Origin of the sequence: Streptococcus sp. SI1 (assembly GCF_030439945.1) — a bacterium.
GTDB lineage: Bacteria > Bacillota > Bacilli > Lactobacillales > Streptococcaceae > Streptococcus > Streptococcus intermedius.
In genome coordinates, this window is the sequence record NZ_JAQFJE010000004.1 from 69,953 (window position 1) to 91,338 (window position 21,386).

The following is a 21,386-nucleotide window of genomic DNA, read 5'->3' on the forward strand; positions in this document are numbered from 1 at the left end:
GCCTCAGTCAAGCAACTGAGGCTATGCTATTTTATCATTGTCAATAAAAATCAAAATCAGACTAGACAGTAAAATGTAGGTATAACTTGAATCAGACAAGTCGAAATTAAGAATGTATGGTTTTAATTTTCGAAGAGTATTAATACTTACCCAACTCCCGTAGGCTAGTATGATTTTCCTGAATGCGGCGAAACATTTTTTCCATATCCGACTTGGTAAAGTTAACCAAAACTGGTCGACCATGTGGACAGTTATAAGGATTGTTGCATTGTGATAGTTGGAAAATTAAATCACGTGCCGAGTAGTCATCTAAGCTATGATTGGCCTTAATAGAACGTTTACAGCTCATCATAATAGCTAGCTCTGCACGATATTTCTTAATAGAGACTTCCTTGGTCAAAAGCAGCATATCACACATTTCATAGACACCTGACTCAATTTCCTCTTCTTTGAGCCAAATAGGATGTTCACGCAAAATAAATTGATTGACTCCATATTCTTCTAGGAAAATACCCACTTCTTCCAAAAGAGACATTCGTTGTTGAAGTCGCAACATATCGTCTGCCGGAAATTCAAAAATATAAGGTACCAAAAGCTGTTGCTGACTGTCATCTACATCTCCTATTTTGTCCCTATAATATTCATACTTGACTCGTTCTTGAGCCGCATGCTGGTCAATAATGTAAAGGCCACCATTTCCTTGTGCAAAGAGATAGGTGCCATGCATTTGACCGAAATATTCCAACTCTGGAAAGGTTGATATTCCTTCTCTATCTAGCTTCTCTAAAGCTCTCTCCATACTAGCTTGATCTAACTCAGGATGATCCAGTTGGTCATAAGAAGGCGCCTGCCTTTCTGCAAATTTAATAGAGACTGTTCTGGAATCAGGCATATCTGGAGCAACGGGTTGCTGAGCTAATTGGTCAGTTTTCTCAAAAGAAGGTCGATCTTCTGACACTTGTGGTTTCACAAAGAAATCGGTTCTTCCTTGGTCGTAATAAAGTCGGTTCTCCTTTAGTGGTAGGCTAGTCTGTTCAGGCTTACTTACTCGATTAATAGTTGATTTGGCTAAATTCTCCAAAGCATCTGGAATCAAATCATACTCTTTTAGACTCGCAGCAATCGCTTGTGAAATCAAGACCATAAGCTCTCGCTCTTTTGAGATCCGTACTTCTTGCTTAGTGGGATGAACATTGACATCAGCAAGGTAAGGATCAATCTGAATAGCAATCACTGCAATCGGAAAACGCCCCACCATGAGCTTACTACCATAGCCATCAAGGATAGCTCGATTGAGCAAGAAATTCTTAATATAGCGACCATTGATGAGAATCGTGATATAATTACGATTAGCTCGTGTTAGTTCTGGCAGGCTAATATAGCCTGATACTTCAAAATCCAGATTAGAAGCTGAAATCTCAATCATTTTTTTTGCCGTTGTCAATCCATAAACACCAGCAATCGCTTGGCGTAGATTCCCTGTTCCTACTGTTTGTGTCATTTTTTTACCGTCATTTATTAGAGTAAAAGCAATCTCCGGATGGGCTAAACTTAAACGATTCATCACATCTACAATATGAGATAATTCGGCTTGCTGACTTTTCATATATTTCAAGCGAGCAGGTGTATTGAAAAAGAGATTTTCGACTTTGATTTTTGTTCCGACAGTGCTGCTCGTTGGTTCTACACACTCAATTTCACCACCTCGGGCTACCAAGAGAGTACCATATTGATCTGTCTCTGTTGCAGTTTCAATCGTCAAACATGAAACGGAAGCGATAGATGGAAGGGCCTCACCGCGAAAACCCAACGTCCGAATTCGAAAAAGGTCGGCTTGTTTCTTAATCTTACTCGTCGCATGCCGACGCAAAGCTAAGGGAACTTCCTCATGCTCAATTCCTTCGCCATTATCAATGACTTGAATACTCTTGAGACCTGCTTCTTCAATCTCAACTATAATCTGAGTGGCACCAGCATCAATGGAGTTTTCTATCAACTCCTTGACCACGCTGCTAGGTCGCTCGATGACCTCACCTGCTGCAATCTGATTGGCAAGTTTTTCTGGTAATTCTATAATTTTTGACATAGTTTTCTCCGTAATAATTCTAGCTACCATTATAACATAAAGTCATTTGTCTATCAGAAGTCTAGTATGAAAATAGTTAGAATACCCGCTCCTTCGCAAAGTAACCGAATAGACAGACAAAGCAACCAATTAGGCAAAATCTCTTGTATTCCCCTTTAAAATAATGTTTAATAGATTTAGAAATATGGGAAAGCAAGCAACAAACTAGGAAGACAACATAATCTGGAAAGAAGGGATGTTTATGAAAGTTCAAATGCATATTGACGAAAAATTTTCAGAAGAAAGGATCATTATTGAAGCGCCTGTTTTGTCGGATTCCGTTCAACAACTACTAACATTTGCTCAACATATTGGTAAAAATAAAACCATTCGAGCAAAAAAAGAGGAGGAAATTTACCTACTAAATAGCACAGAGATACAACGCGTCTATACTGAAAATCGGCAAGTTTGGGCCGAAACAGCAACAGACACTTATCTCTTAGGGCTTCCACTTTATCAAGTTTTGGAATTGCTTCCCACTGATTTTCTACAGATTTCCCAATCTGAAATCATTAACATCAAACATATCGATCATCTGAAATTGACTGGTAGTGGTCTGATTCAGATTGCAATGAAAAACGGTCAGATAACTTATTCATCTCGCCGTTATCTCAAAGTCATAAAGGAGAAATTACAGCTATGAAAAAAACATTATTCAGAGATGCTCTAGGAGGTACTGTAATCGGGCTACTCTTATCCACCATCTATTCTTACTTTTTTGCTCCTGTCTATCATCCACTTAATCCTTATTCAACAGTTGGTCTTTGGATGGAACAACACCATATTCATGAAGCTTTAGTTGTGCTCTATTGCGCAGTGATCTGGAGCTTTATTGGCTTGCTCTTTAGCCTAGGAAAAGAGCTTTTCAAAAAAGATTGGAGCATCCTCAAAGCAACTATCTGCCATTATGGTCTTATGATTCTAGGATTTATTCCTCTAGCTCTTCTAGCTGGCTGGTTCCCTAGCAAACTCATTTTTATCTTACAGCTGATTTTAGAATTTACTGTTGTATATCTCATCCTGTGGGCAATCTTGTTTTATCTAACCAAAAAGAAAATTGAACAAATCAACAATGGATTGAAGAAACAGAATCCATAGTAAAGAAATAACCACCAAGTGAATTCTTGGTGGTTGTTTTAGTTTATTCTACTATATATCAATACAAAACCCTACCTACTTTAATAGTAACTGAACAAAAAAACAGGAATTTATTTTAGGCATTTGCATAGTTGTATCTATCAGAGATGTTTTTTCATCTCAGCTATAGCTAGCATCACTTCCATTGGGGTCATATTATAAATATCCAACTGACGTAGTTCATCTAAAATAGGGGATTCAGTTGTTTCTGTGAATAAAGATATCTGCTCAGATACTTGATTTTCCTTGCTATCATTAGCTCCTTTATTAGAAGGATTGAGAGATGGTTTCTCATTTGCTTGTTCTTCTAGTCTTGCTAGTATCTGGTCGGCTCTCATCAACAAATCATTTGGTAAACCTGCAATTCTTGCGACATGAATCCCATAAGACTTATCTGCAGGACCAGCTTCAATCTTATGAAGGAAGGTCACTTGCCCATCTTTTTCTAAAGTTGCTACATGAACATTTTCTAACTGTGTCAAGCTAGTTGACAAGTCTGTCAACTCATGATAGTGTGTGGCAAAAAGGGTCTTTGCTCCTGTTCGATTGTGGATATATTCAATAATCGCCTGAGCAAGAGCCATCCCATCATATGTTGCTGTCCCTCTTCCCAACTCATCAAAAAGAATAAGAGAGTGTTCAGTCGCCTGAGAAATAGCATGATTTGCTTCCATCATTTCTACCATAAAGGTTGATTGCCCAGATACCAAGTCATCTGCTGCACCAATTCGAGTGAAGATGGCATCAAAAATTGGTAATTGAGCACGTTCAGCTGAAACATAGGAACCCATTTGCGCCATGATAACAATAATCGCTAATTGACGCATATAGGTTGACTTCCCACTCATATTTGGACCTGTAATTAGCTGAAGATTGACATTCTCGTCCATTGAAATACTATTCGGAATATAAGTTTGTGCGCCCATAACCTTTTCTACAACTGCATGCCGTCCTTTATCGATTTCAATGGAAGGACGTTCAATAAATTCTGGGCGTACAAAGTGTTGCTTTTCAGCAACTGCTGCAAAACTCTGCAATACATCCACTGTTGCTAGAGTTTGTGCCAAGGATTGTAATCGTTTGATATATTTGCCAGCTTCTTCCCGAATACGTATAAAAATCTCATACTCTAAATTGGCCGATTTTTCACGCGCTTCCAACATTTCGCCTTCAATACGAGCCAATTCCTCTGTACCAAATCGTTCTGAATTTTTCAACGTTGCTTTTCGGAAAAAGTGGCTAGGTACGTGCTCCAACTGTGAATTAGTAACATGGAAATAATAACCGTCTTTTTTATTGTAATCAATTTTTAGATTATTAATCCCACTAGCCACCCTTTCTTTCGCTTCAATATCGGCAATCCAGCTTGTACCATCTCGCAGAACCACTCGATACTTATCTAAGGTTTCATCAAAACCAGTTTGAATGATATTCCCTTCAGTAATAACATTTGGAGCATCAGGAGAAATTGCCGACTGAATCAAATTTGCCAATTCTGGAATATCATCCAAGTTTTCAATCAACTGTCCCAAAACAGGATGATCGATTCCTTGTAAAATTCCCTTAATCTGAGGGACATTGCTCAATGTTGCCGCCAACTGCAATAAATCCTTCGGGTTTGTCTTCCCAAAAGAAACACGGCTTGCCAAGCGCTCAATATCATAAACCCCTTTGAGACTATCTGTCAAATCACTACGCTCAAAAAAATGATCTAAAAAGACTTGTACGACATCCTGTCGCTTAAGAATCCGTTCCTTATCAAGCAACGGATGCTGGATCCATCTTCTTAGAAGTCGCATCCCCATAGCTGTCTTCGTCTCATCCATCAACCAATAAAGACTGCCATGCTTCTTCCCCGTCCGTGCATTCTCCGTTAAATCTAGACTTGTCATAGTTGCATAGTTCATCTGTAAGAAATCTTTAATTTCATAATGATGAACTCGCTTTAAGTGACTAAGCTCACGCAGTTGCGTCTGGTGAACATATTCTAACAGTTTCCCAGCTACTTGATATTCTAGGCGAGACAAATCATCTCCTAATAGCTGAACATCTTCAAAAGCTGTTTCCACCTGTGATAATAACAAATTCATTTGATTTGCCAACACTTGGTGCTCTGCTTCAGGTAATTCATATCCCAACACCACTTCACGCGCTCGTAGATTTCGAATTTCCCCACAAACCATGTTAAAGTCACTGAGAGTTGTCACCTGAAATTCACCAGTTACCACATCCATATAAGCTAGCCCATAGAAATCTTCTAGCTTATCTAAAGCTACCAAGAAATTATTTTGACTATCTGGTTTTGAAGAATCAACGGCTGTCCCCGGTGTGATGACTTGTACCACCTCACGTTTGACTACACCAACTGCTTTTTTAGGATCTTCCACCTGCTCTGCAATCGCTACTTTATAGCCCGATTCAATTAAAACATCAATATATTGTTGCACCGAATGATAGGGAACTCCTGCCATCGGGATTGGCTTTTCCGAATTTTTATTACGGCTAGTCAGAGCAATTTCTAAAATCTGTGCTGCATTGATCGCATCTTCATAGAATAATTCATAAAAATCTCCCATGCGAAATAGCAAAAAAGCATCTGGATAATCTTTTTTTATATCTAAATACTGTTGCATCCCCGGAGATAGTTTTTCTTTTGTCATTCTGAGCCTTTCCGTTTATTAAATAGCAATGAGAGTTGGACAGAAATTAAATATTTCGGAGACACTTGATTTCGTCATACCACTCACATTACATCTTGTCATTAGAACTATATAAATAAAGGAAGCTGAGCGCTTCTATCTCAGCTTCATCATCTTCTCCTCTTAATCCATTTTCTCAAGGAGCTGCTCTTCCATTTGTTTCGCAGCTGCTGTATCACGACAGATCACTAAGAGCGTGTTGGCTCCTGCTACCGTTCCTAAAATCAACTCTCCTTTATTGGCATCTACAAAATTAGCTAAAATAGAAGCATCCCCTAAACGAGTATGGAGAACTAAGGAAAATTCAGCTCGAGAAACTCCTTGCAAATGATAAGATAAAAATTCAGCCAAATCAATCTTATGTGTATCATCCGCTAAAACATAATAAACTTCATTGTTTTTCTTCGCTTTCGTTAAACCAATTTCTCGTAAATCTCGTGAGAGGGTTGTTTGTGTTACAACAATACCTTGTGCCTTTAAACGATCCTGAATATCTTTCTGTGTGCTTAGTTTTTCTTCCTTAATCATTTTTTTAATCAGTTTATGACGTTCAGTTTTTTTCATTTTATCCTCAACAATGTATATTTATACCCTAAATTATACCAAAAAGATTGAAGATTCGTCAAAAAATATGTTAAAATACTAGTAAAAGACCAAAGGAGAAACCATGGATAATAAACAATTGATTGCAAGTGAGTTGGCTAAGGTCATTGACAGCTTAGACCAAGATGCTATTTTAAATTTACTAGAACAACCAAAAAGCTCAGAGTTAGGAGATATTGCTTTTCCTGCTTTCTCTTTAGCAAAAGTAGAACGTAAAGCTCCTCAAATCATTGCTACAGATATTGCAGAAAAGGTTGATACGACAAACTTTGAAAAAGTGGTAGCAACAGGTCCTTATGTAAACTTCTTTCTTGATAAATCAAGAATTTCAGCTCAAGTTATTAAAGAAATTGTAAAAGAAGGAAATAACTACGGGCAACAAGATGAGGGGCATGGAGAAAACATCACAATTGACCTCTCGAGTCCTAACATTGCAAAACCCTTCTCAGTTGGTCATTTGCGCTCCACCGTTATTGGAGATGCTCTCTCTAATATTTTCCGCAAACTAGGCTACAACACCATTAAAATCAACCACTTAGGTGACTGGGGAAAACAATTCGGACTTTTAATGGTTGCTTATAAAAAATGGGGCAGCAAAGAAGCTATTGAAGCCAATCCCATTGATGAACTCTTAAAACTTTATGTTCGTATCAATGCAGAAATCGAAACCGATCCTGAACTTGATGACGAAGGACGCCTTTGGTTCAAAAAATTAGAAGACGGTGACCCTGAAGCTACGGAATTATGGCAATGGTTCCGTGATGAAAGTCTGAAAGAATTTAACCGCATCTATAAATTGCTTGGTGTTGAATTTGATAGCCTAGCTGGTGAAGCCTTCTATAATGACAAGATGGACGAAGGAATTAAGCTCCTTGAAGAAAAAGAATTGCTAGAAGAATCTAAAGGAGCAAGCATCGTCAATCTTGATGATGTCAACCTTCCGCCAGCTATGATTAAGAAATCTGATGGTGCTACTCTCTACATTACCCGTGATATTGCCACAGCTATGTATCGCGCCCGTACTTATAACTTCGTCAAAAATGTTTATGCTGTAGGTCAAGAACAAGCGAACCACTTTAGACAATTGAAAGCCGTTTTGAAGAAAATGGGATTCGATTGGAGCGACGATATGATTCATGTAGACTTTGGTTTGGTAACAAAGAACCGGCAAAAATTATCTACACGTAAAGGTAATATCATTCTACTTGAACCAACCCTTCAAGAAGCTATCAGTCGTGCGAAGAACCAAATTGAAGCTAAAAATCCTGATCTTGAAAACAAAGATGCTGTTGCTCGTGCTGTCGGCGTGGGAGCTGTCAAATTCTACGATTTAAAGACAGACCGCCGCAACGGTTACGACTTTGATTTGGAAGCAATGGTGTCCTTTGAAGGAGAAACAGGTCCATATATCCAATACGCTTATGCGCGTATCCAATCTATCCTTCGCAAAGCTGATTTTAAGCCAAGTGTTGAACTAGCATACAGTCTCGAAGATGCTGAAAGCTGGGAAATCATTAAACTGCTGCAAGATTTCGCCCGTGTTGTTAAACGTGCAGCTGACAATTATGATCCATCACTCATTGCAAAATATGCTATCAGCCTTGCACAAGCATTCAACAAGTTCTACGCTCATACTCGTATTTTGGACGAAAGTCCTGAACGTGACAGCCGCTTAGCTCTCAGCTATGCAACAGCTGTTGTTCTAAAAGAAGCTCTTCGTCTTCTCGGTGTTGACGCTCCAGAAAAAATGTAATTATTTTAATGGTATCATAAAAACCTATCGATATATCGATAGGTTTTTGTCTTATAGCCCGTATAATTCTTCGATTTTTAGACCAATTCGTTTAATATCTTCATTCAAGCCACGAAGTTCAAATGTATCTAAGACCGGAAAGCCAAATCGCTGTGAATATTGCTTAGCTGTTAAACAATATTGATTGTTAAAATTACGATTACCACTGCCAACAATGCCAAAACAACGCTTATAATTTTCTTCAAAAGCAATAAAATCACCTAAATCATTAGTAAGAATTTCGACATCGCCATTGTCCAGACCATTTCCACCTTCTAAGTAAGTTGGCAAAAAAGCTATAAACGGCTGAGATATGGCATAAAATGGTCGTCCTGCTTTCACTATATCTTTTATATCCACTTGCTCAATCTCAATGCTTTCATGTCTCTCTTGCAAAAATTCAGATAAGCGTTTGATAAAACTCGCTGTATTCCCACTCAAACTAATATAAACTAAGGAAATTTTCATAGTTTTCTCTCTTTCTAAAATAAAACACATCTATCATTCTTGTAAAATTGTAAGCTGATAGATATGTTTTGTTAACTATTGCAATTCTTCTTTTGTTAAGTCTTGCTGCTGCTGTTTCATTTTGAAAAAGACAACAACAAGGAAAAGAATATTTAAGACCAAATAAATAATAGTTAAAACTCTTGTTGATGTGATTGCTGTGGCGCGCATCGCTTGATCTTTATAAAGATTATTTAGCGGCATCCCTCCGATGTAATTGTAAATTGTTCCAACCATACCCAATAACACATATGCAATATAAGCAAAATTAGCGTATAAAATGTTTTGTTTGATGAGGAAAACGATGGCAGCAATCACTAATAAAATAGAAAGGACAACTAATACTTTGTGTGGAACATTATGGAGAAAGACAAGGCTTTTTTCAGTCACTTCCACAATTTGTTTTATCACCGTTTCAGAGAAACCTTTGTATGAACTCGTATTTGTTATTTTTTCACTACCAAAAAAAGTTCCTATAAATGTAAAAGATGATAAAATAGCTGATAGCGTCAACAAAATATATAAATAAATTGGTCGTTTTTTCACGATAAACCTCCAAATCGAAAGAGTTTCCAGTTCTATTTATTATAACGTAAGCAAGCAAAAATGGCAATAAGAAGAAATAAAATCGCAAAAAGGTTGTCCGACTACGACCAATATCATGATAATAGTATCTTAAAACGTACAATGGTCTCACATAGACAAGAACCACTCAAAATCACAGAACAAAAGGGAGTGAGGCAGAACTGAATAAAACAACATTTAGTTCTATCTCACCCCCAAAAAGCTAATTAGGATTTCTTCCAAGCTTGGGACTATAATTTTACAAATTCTATCCACAACCTCAAAACAATATGTCAAAGTTGAGAATGTCCTTTATCCTTTTAAACTAAGCGTTCAAATGCCAAATTTCATCGTTGTATTGAGCAATGGTACGGTCTGCTGAGAAGAAGCCTGCTTTCGCAATATTAATCAGAACTTTTTCAAGCCAAACATCACGGTCTTCATAATCCTTAAACATACGTTCTTTCGTTTCGATATAATCTTCTAAATCAAGAAGCGTCATGAACCAATCTTTATGAATCAATTCATTATAGAGACGTTCTAAGCGTTCTTTCTTACCAACTGCGAGAACCGCATCACTAACAATGAAATCAACCAATGGCTTGATTGTTTGACGAGCATAAAATTCGCTTGATTTGTAAGCTTCTTTCGCATACAGGTCAATAACCGTTTCAGAATCTTCACCAAAGATGTAGATATTGTCTTGACCTACCAATTCAGCAATCTCCACGTTAGCGCCATCCATAGTACCAAGTGTCAATGCACCATTCAGCATGAATTTCATGTTACCAGTACCTGAAGCTTCTTTAGAAGCAAGTGAGATTTGTTCAGAAATATCACCAGCTGCAATTAAAAAGCTAGCTGCAGTAACATTGTAATTTTCAACCATGACGACTTGCAAATATGGAGAAACTTCTGGGTCATTAGCTATCACCTCTGACAAGCAAAGAATCAAATGGATAATATCTTGAGCGATTGTGTATGCTGGAGCAGCTTTACCACCAAAGAAGACCGTAATTGGACGTGCAGGAATATTCCCAGCCTTGATGTCCAAATATTTATGAATAACATAAAGAGCATTCATTTGTTGGCGTTTGTATTCGTGAAGACGTTTGATTTGGATATCAAAAATAGAGTTTGGATTGATTTCAACACCTTGGTGTTCCTTCAAATGACGAGCCAATTTCCGCTTGTTGTGAGCTTTAATTTTTTCAAGTTCAGCTTTCACATCAGCCTTGCTAGACACCTCAAGTAACTCTTCCAAATGTGATGCATCATGATGCCAATCACGACCAATTAAACTGTCGATATAATTTGATAAACGTGGATTTGCATGCATGAGCCAACGACGGAACGTAATACCATTTGTCTTATTGTTGAATTTTTCTGGATAAATATCGTAGAAAGCTTTAAGCTCTGAGTTCTTCAAAATTTCTGTATGAAGTGCTGCAACACCATTTACACTATATCCATAGTGAATATCCAGGTGCGCCATGTGTACTCGATTGTGTTCATCAATAATTTGAACAGCCGGATCTGCATATTCTGCTTTTACACGTTTATCCAATTCTTTGATAATTGGAACTAATTGTGGAACAACTTCTTCTAAAAATTCAAGTGGCCATTTTTCCAATGCTTCTGCAAGAATAGTATGGTTTGTATAAGCAGTCATACTACGAACGATTGAGATTGCTTCATCAAGCTCAATCCCACGTGCAGTCAAGAGCCGGATCAACTCAGGAATGACCATTGATGGGTGAGTATCATTAATTTGCACAACTGCGTAGTCAGCCAAGTCATGAAGATTGCTACCTTTTTCAATTGCTTCGTCGAGAATCAATTGCGCACCATTTGATACCATGAAGTATTGTTGGAAGATACGGAGCAGTTCACCTTGTTTATTGCTATCATCTGGATAAAGGAAAAGAGTCAAATTACGAGCAATATCTGTCTTATCAAAATCAATCCCATCTTCAATGATACTTGCATCAACCGAGTCAAGATCGAACAGACGAAGGCGGTTTTTAGTAGCCGTCTTGTAACCAGGCACATCAATATCATAAAGAGTTGATGTTAACGTAAAATTAGCAAATGGAACTTGATAGCTACGGCTTGATTTTACCAACCAATTTTGTTCAGTTAGCCAAAAGTTTGGAATTGTTGTTTGCTCATTATTTTTCAAGACTTGTTGGAACAGGCCAAAGTGATAATTTAGTCCAACACCATCTCCATTCAATCCAAGAGTCGCAATTGAATCAAGGAAACAAGCAGCCAGACGTCCCAAACCGCCATTTCCAAGTGAAGGTTCTAATTCTACTTCTTCAACTTCAATTAGATCTTTACCAGCGTCTGCTAACTCTTTTTTAACATTGTCATAAAGGCCAAGGTTAATCAGGTTGTTTGACAAAAGTTTCCCAATCAAAAACTCGGCAGAAATATAGTAAAGCTTCTTTTTACCAGTATTGACTGGCTTTTGCGCACTAGCCAATTTTGTATAGTTTAAAAGGGCAATATACAATTCTTCATTGCTACATTCAGCAATTCCTTTTTGATAAGTTTGTTGGATAAATTTTTGTAAATTTGACATTTTTTCTCCTACCTAGAAAAGAACGTTACAATTCATTCTATTTCTTTAATAAATTTTTATTTAAACGACGATATGTTTTCGTCAAGCTATATAACTCTGCTTCAATCACAGGATCCAAATCATCTGCTGTCATACGCCAGGACCAATTTCCACCAATAGTTGATGGATAGTTCATGCGAGCTGAACCGTCTAATTCAAGTAAATCTTGCATGGTTGCAATTGCCATAAAGCTGACAGAAGAAAAAATAGTCCGTAACATTGCATGAGGTACTGTTTCATATTCCTTACGATTGGTATATTGAGCCATATATTCACGTGTAGCATCATCGATTTCATCACGATACCAACCAAGAACAGTATTGTTATCATGTGTCCCTGTGTACATCACAGAATTATTAGGCGCAAGATGTGGACTATCAATACTTTCAGACTCTGGATTAAAAGCAAATTGAATGACTTTCATGCCAGGGAAGCCCGTTTTTTCACGCAGAGCAATCACTTCATCGGTCATAAAGCCCAAATCCTCAGCGATAATATTTAGTTCACCCAATTCTTCCTTTACAGCTTTAAACAAAGCATAATCAGGACCTTTTACCCATTTACCCGGAGCTGCTGTGTCAGAACCCGCAGGGATTTCCCAGTAAGATTCAAATCCACGGAAATGATCAATACGTACTACATCATAAATCTTGAAGCTTTCGCGTAGGCGTTTAATCCACCAACTATAACCATCTTTATCCATTGCTTCCCAGTCATAAATTGGGTTCCCCCAGAGTTGGCCAGTCGCAGAGAATTCATCTGGTGGGCATCCCGCTACGCATGTAGGTTGCCCTAGCTCATCTGTTTTAAAGAAGTGTGGTTGTGCCCAAACATCACAGCTATCAGCTGCTACATAGATTGGCATATCGCCAACAATTTCAATGCAATGTTCATTAGCATACGCTTTTAATTCTAACCATTGTTTAAAGAAAAGATACTGCGTTACACGATGATAAGTCAATCTGTCAGCTAATTTTTCACGATAATGGGCTAAACTAGCTGCTTCACGACGTCGAAGAGCCGCATCTGGCCATTCGGTCCAAGCTTTCAAGTCAAAATACTCTTTAATCGCCATGTATTCAACAAATACTTCGAGCCATGATGAGTTGTCAGCCACAAACTTTTCATAAGCTGCTAAATCATCAACTTCTAAGAAACGTTTCACCGCCTTTTCCAACACAGGCCTACGATTATTAAATACCTTTGCGTAATCTACTTTTCTGGGATCTTGACCAAAGTCTAGCCCTTCAAGATCACTTTGCACAAGCAATTCTTCTTCAACCAATCGATCAAAATCAATAAAATGTGTATTTCCCGCAAATGCAGAAAAAGATTGATATGGAGAATCTCCATAACTAGTTGTTCCTAGCGGCAATATTTGCCAGTAACGTTGCTTAGTTCTCACCAGAAAATCGACAAAATCGTAAGCACTTTGCCCAAATGAACCGATTCCGTATTTTCCTGGTAGAGAAGAAATATGCATGAGAACACCACTTTGACGCTCTTTCATCTTTTTCACCTCAATAAATTTTTCTGTTAAATTTTGTATTCATTTAACGAAAACGTTTGCGTTGATTTGATTATAACTTAATTCCAGAATGGACGCAACCATTTTTCTGCTTTTTTTGTAATTTTTTAAAATGTTTTGGATGTTTAAATCATTTTCTTCTATTATTTTATTAAATTTTTTGGATAGGAAAATAATTTTTTTTAAGATTTTTTTAAAAAAGTGTTGCAACCGTTTTCCATTTGTGCTATAATAATCTTAGTTTAAGAAAACGTTTGCGTAAACTAATTAAATTATTATCTATTATTTTATTCTTTAGGAGGAATAAATCATGAAACGTAAAATGTTGAAAAGTGTTGCAGTTCTTGGAACTGTAGGATTGGCTAGTTTGTTACTAGTAGCTTGCGGTAGCAAAAATAATAAATCAGCTTCTTCTGGTGATGGTAAAAACCTCACTGTTTACGTAGAAAAACAATACGAAAAATATGTAAAGAAAGCAGCTGAAGCTTTTGAAAAAGAAAGTGGAACAAAAGTTACTATTAAAACTGGCGACCAACTTAAAGGTCTTGAAAATCTTTCACTTGACAACCAATCTGGCAAAGCTCCAGACGTTATGATGTCTCCATATGACCGTGTAGGTAGTCTCGGCTCAGACGGCCAACTTTCTGAAATGAAACTTGATAAAGGTTCAATGACAGATGATACTACCAAAGCACTCGTAACAACAAAAGGTAAGACTTATGGCGCACCTGCTGTTATTGAAACATTAGTAATGTACTATAACAAAAATCTTATCTCTAAAGCTCCAACTACATTTGCTGAATTAGAAGAACTTGCAAAAGACAGCAAATATGCTTTTGCTAACGAAAATGGCAAAACAACTGCTTTCCTCGCTGACTGGACAAACTTCTATTATACTTATGGTCTTTTAGCGGGTAATGGTGGATACGTCTTTGGTAAGAACGGTACCGATCCTAAAGACATTGGACTGGCAAATGACGGTTCTATCAAAGGTGTTGAATACGCTAAAACTTGGTATGCAAAATGGCCAAAAGGAATGCAAGATACTAAAGGTGCCGCAAACTTAATTCAAACTCAATTCCAATCAGGTAAAACAGCTGCTATCATTGAAGGCCCTTGGAAAGCTGCATCATTCAAAGAAGCTAAAGTGAACTATGGTGTTGCCACTATTCCTACACTTCCAAATGGTAAAAATTATCAAACCTTTGGTGGTGGTAAAGCTTGGGTCATCCCTGCAGGATCTAAAAATGCCAAAGCAGCTCAAAAATTTGTTAATTTCTTGACTTCGACTGAACAACAAAAAGCTTTCTATGATGCTACAAACGAAGTACCTGCAAACACAGAGGCTCGTAAATACGCTGAAGGAAAAAATGATGAATTGACTTCAGCTGTTATTAAACAATTCCAATCTGCTCAACCTATGCCAAATATCTCTGAAATGAGTACTGTATGGGATCCAGCAGCAAGTATGCTCTTTGATGCTGTAAGTGGTAAAAAAGATACTAAAACCGCTGTAAATGATGCCGTTAAATTGATTAAAGATACTATCAATCAAAAATTTGGTAAAAAATAAAACAGATTGAGGTAGGATAGAACTCGATTGGCAGCACCAGTCGAGTTCTATATTTTAGAAAAAGGAGACTCTGATGACTACACAACAACAGCCACGTAAAGCATTGCTGCTCTCCCTCATCCCAGGACTTGGGCAAATTTATAATAAACAAAAAGCAAAAGGGGCTATCTTTTTAGGAGTTACCATCTTATTTTTGATTTACTTTTTCGCCATTGCTGCTCCTGAGTTAGGAAACTTAATTACTCTCGGTGAGGTGCCTGGACGCGACAACTCTCTTTTCATGCTGATTCGTGGTGCATTCCACTTTATTCTTGTCATTGTTTATTTCATCTTTTATGCTCTCAATCTAAAAGATGCTTATACTATTGCGAAACGTTGGAATAATGATTATCCAGTTCCTACGACTTTCAAAGATATGTTAAAAGGAATTTACGCTAATGGTTTTCCTTACCTATTGATTATTCCTTCATATATTGCAATGACTTTTGCTATCATTTTCCCTGTATTGGTCACTCTTTTAATCGCCTTTACAAACTATGATTTCCAACATCTGCCTCCAACCAAGCTCTTGGATTGGGTTGGCGTGACAAACTTCACTAATATTTGGCGACTTAGCACTTTCCGTTCTGCTTTTGGAGCCGTTCTTGGTTGGACTATTATCTGGGCACTGACTGCCTCAACTGTCCAAATCGTTATTGGTATTTTTACCGCTATTATTGCAAACCAACCATTTATTAAAGGAAAACGCATTTTTGGTGTTATCTTCCTACTACCTTGGGCTGTCCCAGCATTCATCACTATCTTAACTTTCAGTAACATGTTCAACGATAGTATCGGTGCGATCAATACCCAAGTCATTCCGCTTCTTGGTAAAGTATTGCCATTCTTAAATGGACATCTGATTCCTTGGAAAACAGATCCAACCTGGACTAAAGTTGCTCTAATTATGATGCAAGGTTGGCTTGGCTTCCCTTACATTTATGTATTGACACTTGGTATCTTGCAATCCATTCCAAACGATCTTTACGAAGCAGCTTACATTGATGGTGCAAATGCATGGCAAAAATTCCGCAATATCACTTTCCCAATGATTTTAGCAGTTGCTGCTCCTACACTCATCAGTCAGTATACTTTCAACTTCAACAACTTCTCTATCATGTACCTCTTTAATGATGGCGGTCCTGGTACAGTTGGTGGTGGTGCAGGTTCGACCGACATCCTCATTTCATGGATTTATCGTTTAACGACAGGTGCAGCTCCTCAATACTCAATGGCTGCTGCGGTAACACTTATCATTTCTCTTATCGTGATTTCAATCTCCATGATTGCGTTCAAGAAACTACATGCATTTGATATGGAGGATGTGTGAGATGAATAATTCTATTAAATTTAAACGCCGTTTAAACCACTTTTTAACTTATTTCTATCTAGTGGCTTTATCTATTATCATTATCTATCCTCTCTTGATTACGATTATGTCTGCTTTCAAGACAGGGAATGTCCTTGCATTTAAACTCGATACAGATATTAATTTTAGCCTAGAGAACTTTAGCAAGCTTTTTACTGAAACTCTTTATGGGACTTGGTACTTTAATACCTTAATCATTGCTATCTTGACAATGATTATCCAAACAAGTATAGTTGTACTAGCTGGTTACGCTTATAGTCGTTATAATTTCCTAGCTAGAAAACAAAGTCTGGTCTTCTTCTTAATCATTCAAATGGTACCAACAATGGCTGCTCTGACCGCCTTCTTCGTTATGGCTTTGATGTTGAATGCACTCAACCAAAGTTGGTTCCTCATCTTCCTTTACGTTGGTGGCGGTATCCCAATGAACGCTTGGCTCATGAAAGGGTACTTTGATACGGTTCCCATCTCACTCGATGAGTCCGCGAAATTGGACGGTGCTGGTCACTTTAGACGCTTCTGGCAAATTGTATTGCCACTCGTTCGCCCAATGATCGCTGTACAAGCTCTCTGGGCTTTCATGGGACCATTTGGAGACTATATCTTATCTAGTTTCTTACTTCGTGAAAAAGAATTCTATACAGTTGCTGTTGGTTTACAAACCTTTGTTAGTGATGTGAAGAATTTGAAGATTGCCTACTTCTCAGCAGGTGCTATCTTGATTGCCTTGCCAATCTGTATCTTATTCTTCTTCCTACAAAAGAACTTTGTATCTGGTTTAACAAGTGGTGGCGACAAGGGATAATCTTGTCCCACCCTCTTTTATTTATAGTTGTATGATAGCTAATAAATTTAATTTTATTAGCCATCACCTGATTATAATTCTTTAGAAAGAGTGTCTTATGCTACCTTATCCATTTAATTATTTTTCTAGTATTTCCGGTTTTAAAAAGCCTTTTGCCAATCGAAAATTACTGACCTGGTTTCAACTGATTTTTACAAGCATTTTTTTAATTTCTCTATCCATGATTCCGGTTGCCATGCAAAACGCATCTCTCAAAACTTATCCACTCACTACCTTCGTAGACGGTGTTTTTGACCCTATCACAAAGGAGGCGATGACTGATATCACAAAAAATGCTAAAATTGAAAATCATCAATTTCACTATGCTGGTCAGCAATCAACCCACAATAGCAAAGCTGGCACTATTCTTCTAGGACAAGAACAGTCTACCTTAGGAGAAAAACTAACACTTGCTTTTGGATCCAAACAACTGATTATCAGCAAAAAAGGAAAAAAGCTGGCAAACATTCAATATCAGCATATCAATCAAGCTGCTTTGAACAATAAAAAATCTCTTAGTGCAGCTATTTCTCAGGATTGGTTCCAACAAAATCGTGTCACCATTAGCCTATTTTTGACGCTGATTTCAGGTTTTTTACTGACATTAAACTTCTTTATTGTCCTTTTAGGAGCCACTTTCTTCCTTTACTTAACTAAAAAATCCCGTCTTTTTTCTTTTAGAACAGTCAAAGAATGCTATCACTTTGCTTTGAACTGCTTAGGTCTGCCGACATTGATTGCTGTTGCAGCCGGATTATTATTCGGTCAAGCTATTACAACTATGATTACTATTCAAAATATTCTGTTTGTTCTCTATCTCGTCATCATTTTTTACCGAACACAGTTCCGTGATGAAAAAATTAAGAAGTAAGGAGTTTTTTATGCGAGTCACTATCAAAGACGTTGCTAAATTAGCAGGAGTTTCACCTTCTACCGTTACCCGTGTGGTCCAAAACAAATCTAGCATTAGCGATGAGACCAAAAAAAGGGTTCGTAAAGCTATGAAGGAATTGAATTATCATCCTAATCTTAATGCACGTAGTCTTGTTAGCAGTTACACACAAGTCATTGGTGTTGTTTTACCTGATGATTCCGATGCTTTTTATCAAAATCCATTTTTCCCTTCAGTCTTTCGCGGGATTGCTCAGGTAGCTTCTGAATTTCACTACGCTATTCAAATTGCGACCGGGAAAAATGAAAAAGAACGCATGGAAGCTATTTCCCAAATGGTTCTAGGGAAACGTGTGGACGGACTCATTTTTCTCTACTCTCAGGAAAATGATCCATTAGTGAAAATGGTCAGCGAAGAACAATTTCCTTTCTTAATTTTAGGAAAATCTCTTTCACCATTCATTCCTTTGGTGGACAATGACAATATTCAAGCCGGATATGATGCAACAGAATACTTCATCAAAAACGGTTGCTGCAACATTGCTTTTATTGGTGGTAGCAAAAGGTTATTTGTGACACAAGATCGTTATAAAGGATATCAAAAAGCACTAGAAGATTACAAATTAGAATCCGATCCTCAAAACACAGCCTTTGTAAATGAATTTTTGGAAGAAAAGGGTTATCAATTCACCAAACGACTTCTCAGTCATGATTCAAAAATTGATGCCATTATCACAACAGACAGTCTCTTAGCTGAAGGGGTTTGTGAATACTTAAAAGAACAACACTTGACCATCCCAACATTATCATTTGACTCTATCAAGCCAAAACTTGACTTAGCAGCCTATGTTGATATTAATACGCTAGAACTGGGGCGAATTTCTTTTAAAACCATCCTGCAAATTATCAATGATACCAAAGAAAATCGACAAATTTGTTATCGCCAATTAATTCCACATCGCATTATCGAACAATAAAGAAAGGAAGTTTATGGCTTTCCGAACATTCCAAGCCTACTTAGATGACCAAAGTCTCATCACGATCGAGTTAGAAAAACAATTTTATACTGAACAATTACAATTTACAATTGAAGCGGTTGATAGCACACAAACTTTACAGATAAGAACTCTGGAAGAACAAGACGACTTCGTGCAATACAGTCTTGCTCCTCTAACACCACTAGACGTAACCAAACTTTATTGGATTTATGACCACGATCGTAATAAAACGTTCTTACAATTTCGCCATATTGTGAGAAAGCCAATTTTTGACCAGACGTTTGCTTACACCAAAAATGATTTAGGAGCTCATTATACCCCAGAAGCAACAGCTTTTAAGCTCTGGGCACCAATTTCTGAACAAGTATTACTTCATTTACAAAATTCCGTTTACCCAATGACTCTCGGAGAAAAGGGAGTGTGGCAAACAGAAGTATCTGGAAATTTTGATGGAACTGCTTATTACTATCTACACAAAGTAAATGGTCACTGGGTAGAAGTTCACGACCCTTATGCCCTATCGTCCGAAAGCAATTCTGGAGCTAGTTACGTAATTAACCTAGAGAAAATTTCTCGTCCTATCCATCGAGCACAGACACAAATGTCAATGACAGAGGCCATTATTTACGAGATGAGTGTACGAGATTTTTCCATGCAAAAAGAAGCTAAGTTTACTTATCCTGGTAAATTCAAATCTCTGACAGAGTCTCCGCAGTTGCAAAAACACACTTTAGGGATGGAGTACATCAAACAGTTAGGTGTAACTCACATTCAGCTCATGCCTTTGTATGATTTTGGCAGTGTTGATGAAAATCATCCAGAACTCGTATACAACTGGGGATACGACCCTATGCAATACAACCTTCCTGACGGCAGTTTTACAACTAATCCACATGATCCCTATGCAAGAATCGTTGAATTGCAAGAAGTCATCGCTACTTACCACCAAGCTGATATGAGCGTTATCATGGACGTTGTTTATAATCATGTCTACGATCCTAAAGCCTATGCTTTTGAAAAAATTGTTCCAGGTTATTTTTTCCGCTACGATCACAATGGTAATTTAACAAATGGTACATTTTGTGGAAATGATGTAGCAAGTGAACGGGCAATGGTTCGTAGCTATATTAAGCATTCCCTCAAACAATGGTTAACGATTTACGGATTCGATGGATTCCGCTTTGACCTCATGGGGATTTTAGATATAGAAACCATGAAACAGATTGCAGAGGAATTGCAATCTCTCTATCCGAACGTCTATCTTTACGGAGAAGGCTGGCGTATGAATACAGGCCTAGATAACAATAGACTGGCTCACCAGTTTAATGCTGACAAATTACCAAGTTATGGTTTTTTCAATGATCATTTCCGCAATACAATAAAAGCAACCATTGCAGAAGGAAAACAATTACAAGAAAAGCATTCGATAAGTTCCATCGAGAATATCCTAACTGCTAATGTCGGCGTCACAGGCACTAAACACTTTATTGCCCCACATCAAGCCATAAACTATGTAGAGTGCCATGATGATGCAACTGCCTTTGATTACTTCGCGATTCAGAATTCGAAGATTGATTTGAAAGAACAGCTTGACAATGCCCGACTTGCTCTGCATCTCTCCATCCTTGCACAAGGAGTACCTTTCATCCACAGTGGACAAGAATTTTTCCGCAGCAAGAATCTCATTGAGAATACTTATAATACTCCAGATACTATTAACCGTCTAGATTGGTTACGCTCAATTGAATATGAAAAAGATGTGGCGTTTATCCGTCAGCTCATTCAATTCAGAAAAAAACATCCACTCTTACGTTTGAGAACACGTACAGAAATCAAAAATTGTTGCTCTGCTCAATGGCTGAATGAATCTATAGTCGAATACAAAATCAAAGAAAAAGAAAATCAAATCACTATCCTCATTAACTTTGGGAACAATTCATTTATCTATCCAAATCAGGATAAACAAGCTGTGTTTATCAACTATCCCAAAATCAGCCTTGATACTCCTCTCGACGCTAACAAAGATTACTATACTGTCCCTGGAAAACAAGTTCTCGTACTTAAATAATCATGAAAAAACCTTGCTTTGTC

16 protein-coding genes are annotated in these 21,386 nt (G+C 37.6%); 9 read left to right on the top strand and 7 right to left on the bottom strand.

What is annotated here, in order from left to right:
* Positions 1–139: 139 nt before the first annotated feature.
* Entirely contained in the window at positions 140–2,086 is a 1,947-nt protein-coding gene (gene mutL, locus PCY10_RS06290) for a DNA mismatch repair endonuclease MutL (protein WP_021003321.1), read from the bottom strand.
* Between the two features lie 241 nt (positions 2,087–2,327).
* Between mutL and PCY10_RS06295 the strand changes: the two genes are divergently transcribed.
* Both PCY10_RS06295 and PCY10_RS06300 read left to right on the top strand, forming a co-directional pair.
* Positions 2,328–2,768: a LytTR family DNA-binding domain-containing protein gene (locus PCY10_RS06295; RefSeq protein ID WP_041787618.1), complete on the top strand. Its 441-nt coding sequence runs from the start codon at positions 2,328–2,330 to the stop codon at positions 2,766–2,768.
* Positions 2,765–3,223: a DUF3021 domain-containing protein gene (locus tag PCY10_RS06300; protein WP_021003323.1), complete on the top strand. Its 459-nt coding sequence runs from the start codon at positions 2,765–2,767 to the stop codon at positions 3,221–3,223. Before PCY10_RS06295 ends, PCY10_RS06300 begins: the two co-directional genes overlap by 4 nt.
* 140 nt (positions 3,224–3,363) lie before the next feature.
* Here PCY10_RS06300 and mutS read toward each other — a convergent pair whose 3' ends face one another.
* Positions 3,364–5,922, bottom strand: a complete 2,559-nt coding sequence (gene mutS / locus PCY10_RS06305) for a DNA mismatch repair protein MutS (RefSeq protein ID WP_021003324.1) — start codon at positions 5,920–5,922, stop codon at positions 3,364–3,366.
* Positions 5,923–6,084: 162 nt separating this feature from the next.
* Positions 6,085–6,525 (bottom strand): arginine repressor, encoded by a 441-nt coding sequence (gene argR, locus PCY10_RS06310; protein ID WP_003075336.1) that lies wholly within the window; start codon positions 6,523–6,525, stop codon positions 6,085–6,087.
* A 103-nt stretch (positions 6,526–6,628) separates the two neighbouring features.
* Between argR and argS the strand changes: the two genes are divergently transcribed.
* Positions 6,629–8,317, top strand: a complete 1,689-nt coding sequence (argS, locus tag PCY10_RS06315) for an arginine--tRNA ligase (RefSeq protein WP_021003325.1) — start codon at positions 6,629–6,631, stop codon at positions 8,315–8,317.
* A 51-nt stretch (positions 8,318–8,368) separates the two neighbouring features.
* Here argS and nrdI read toward each other — a convergent pair whose 3' ends face one another.
* From nrdI to malQ, 4 genes are all read right to left on the bottom strand, one after another.
* On the bottom strand, positions 8,369–8,824 hold the full coding sequence (gene nrdI / locus PCY10_RS06320) for a class Ib ribonucleoside-diphosphate reductase assembly flavoprotein NrdI (RefSeq protein WP_009569662.1): 456 nt from the start codon (positions 8,822–8,824) through the stop codon (positions 8,369–8,371).
* Between the two features lie 75 nt (positions 8,825–8,899).
* Complete coding sequence (locus PCY10_RS06325) at positions 8,900–9,409, bottom strand: hypothetical protein (protein ID WP_021003326.1); 510 nt, start codon at positions 9,407–9,409, stop codon at positions 8,900–8,902.
* A 343-nt stretch (positions 9,410–9,752) separates the two neighbouring features.
* Entirely contained in the window at positions 9,753–12,014 is a 2,262-nt protein-coding gene (gene glgP, locus PCY10_RS06330; protein ID WP_021003327.1) for a glycogen/starch/alpha-glucan family phosphorylase, read from the bottom strand.
* Positions 12,015–12,051: 37 nt separating this feature from the next.
* Entirely contained in the window at positions 12,052–13,563 is a 1,512-nt protein-coding gene (malQ, locus tag PCY10_RS06335) for a 4-alpha-glucanotransferase (protein ID WP_021003328.1), read from the bottom strand.
* 328 nt (positions 13,564–13,891) lie between these two features.
* On the opposite strand from malQ, the gene PCY10_RS06340 reads away from it, so the two are divergent.
* The 6 genes from PCY10_RS06340 (at position 13,892) to pulA (ending at position 21,363) form a co-directional block, all read left to right on the top strand.
* Complete coding sequence (locus tag PCY10_RS06340; protein ID WP_003075353.1) at positions 13,892–15,154, top strand: extracellular solute-binding protein; 1,263 nt, start codon at positions 13,892–13,894, stop codon at positions 15,152–15,154.
* A 73-nt stretch (positions 15,155–15,227) separates the two neighbouring features.
* Entirely contained in the window at positions 15,228–16,523 is a 1,296-nt protein-coding gene (locus PCY10_RS06345; RefSeq protein WP_003040644.1) for a sugar ABC transporter permease, read from the top strand.
* A gap of 1 nt (position 16,524) precedes the next feature.
* Positions 16,525–17,367 carry a sugar ABC transporter permease gene (locus tag PCY10_RS06350; RefSeq protein WP_003075356.1) on the top strand — a complete coding sequence of 281 codons (843 nt, stop codon included), beginning with the start codon at positions 16,525–16,527 and terminating at the stop codon, positions 17,365–17,367.
* A 97-nt stretch (positions 17,368–17,464) separates the two neighbouring features.
* Positions 17,465–18,277: a DUF1189 domain-containing protein gene (locus tag PCY10_RS06355; RefSeq protein WP_301558945.1), complete on the top strand. Its 813-nt coding sequence runs from the start codon at positions 17,465–17,467 to the stop codon at positions 18,275–18,277.
* 10 nt (positions 18,278–18,287) lie between these two features.
* The gene (locus PCY10_RS06360; protein WP_003075362.1) at positions 18,288–19,274 is read left to right on the top strand and encodes a LacI family DNA-binding transcriptional regulator; all 987 of its coding nucleotides are present in this window, start codon (positions 18,288–18,290) and stop codon (positions 19,272–19,274) included.
* A gap of 13 nt (positions 19,275–19,287) precedes the next feature.
* Positions 19,288–21,363, top strand: a complete 2,076-nt coding sequence (gene pulA / locus PCY10_RS06365) for a type I pullulanase (protein ID WP_021003330.1) — start codon at positions 19,288–19,290, stop codon at positions 21,361–21,363.
* Positions 21,364–21,386 lie beyond the last annotated feature (23 nt).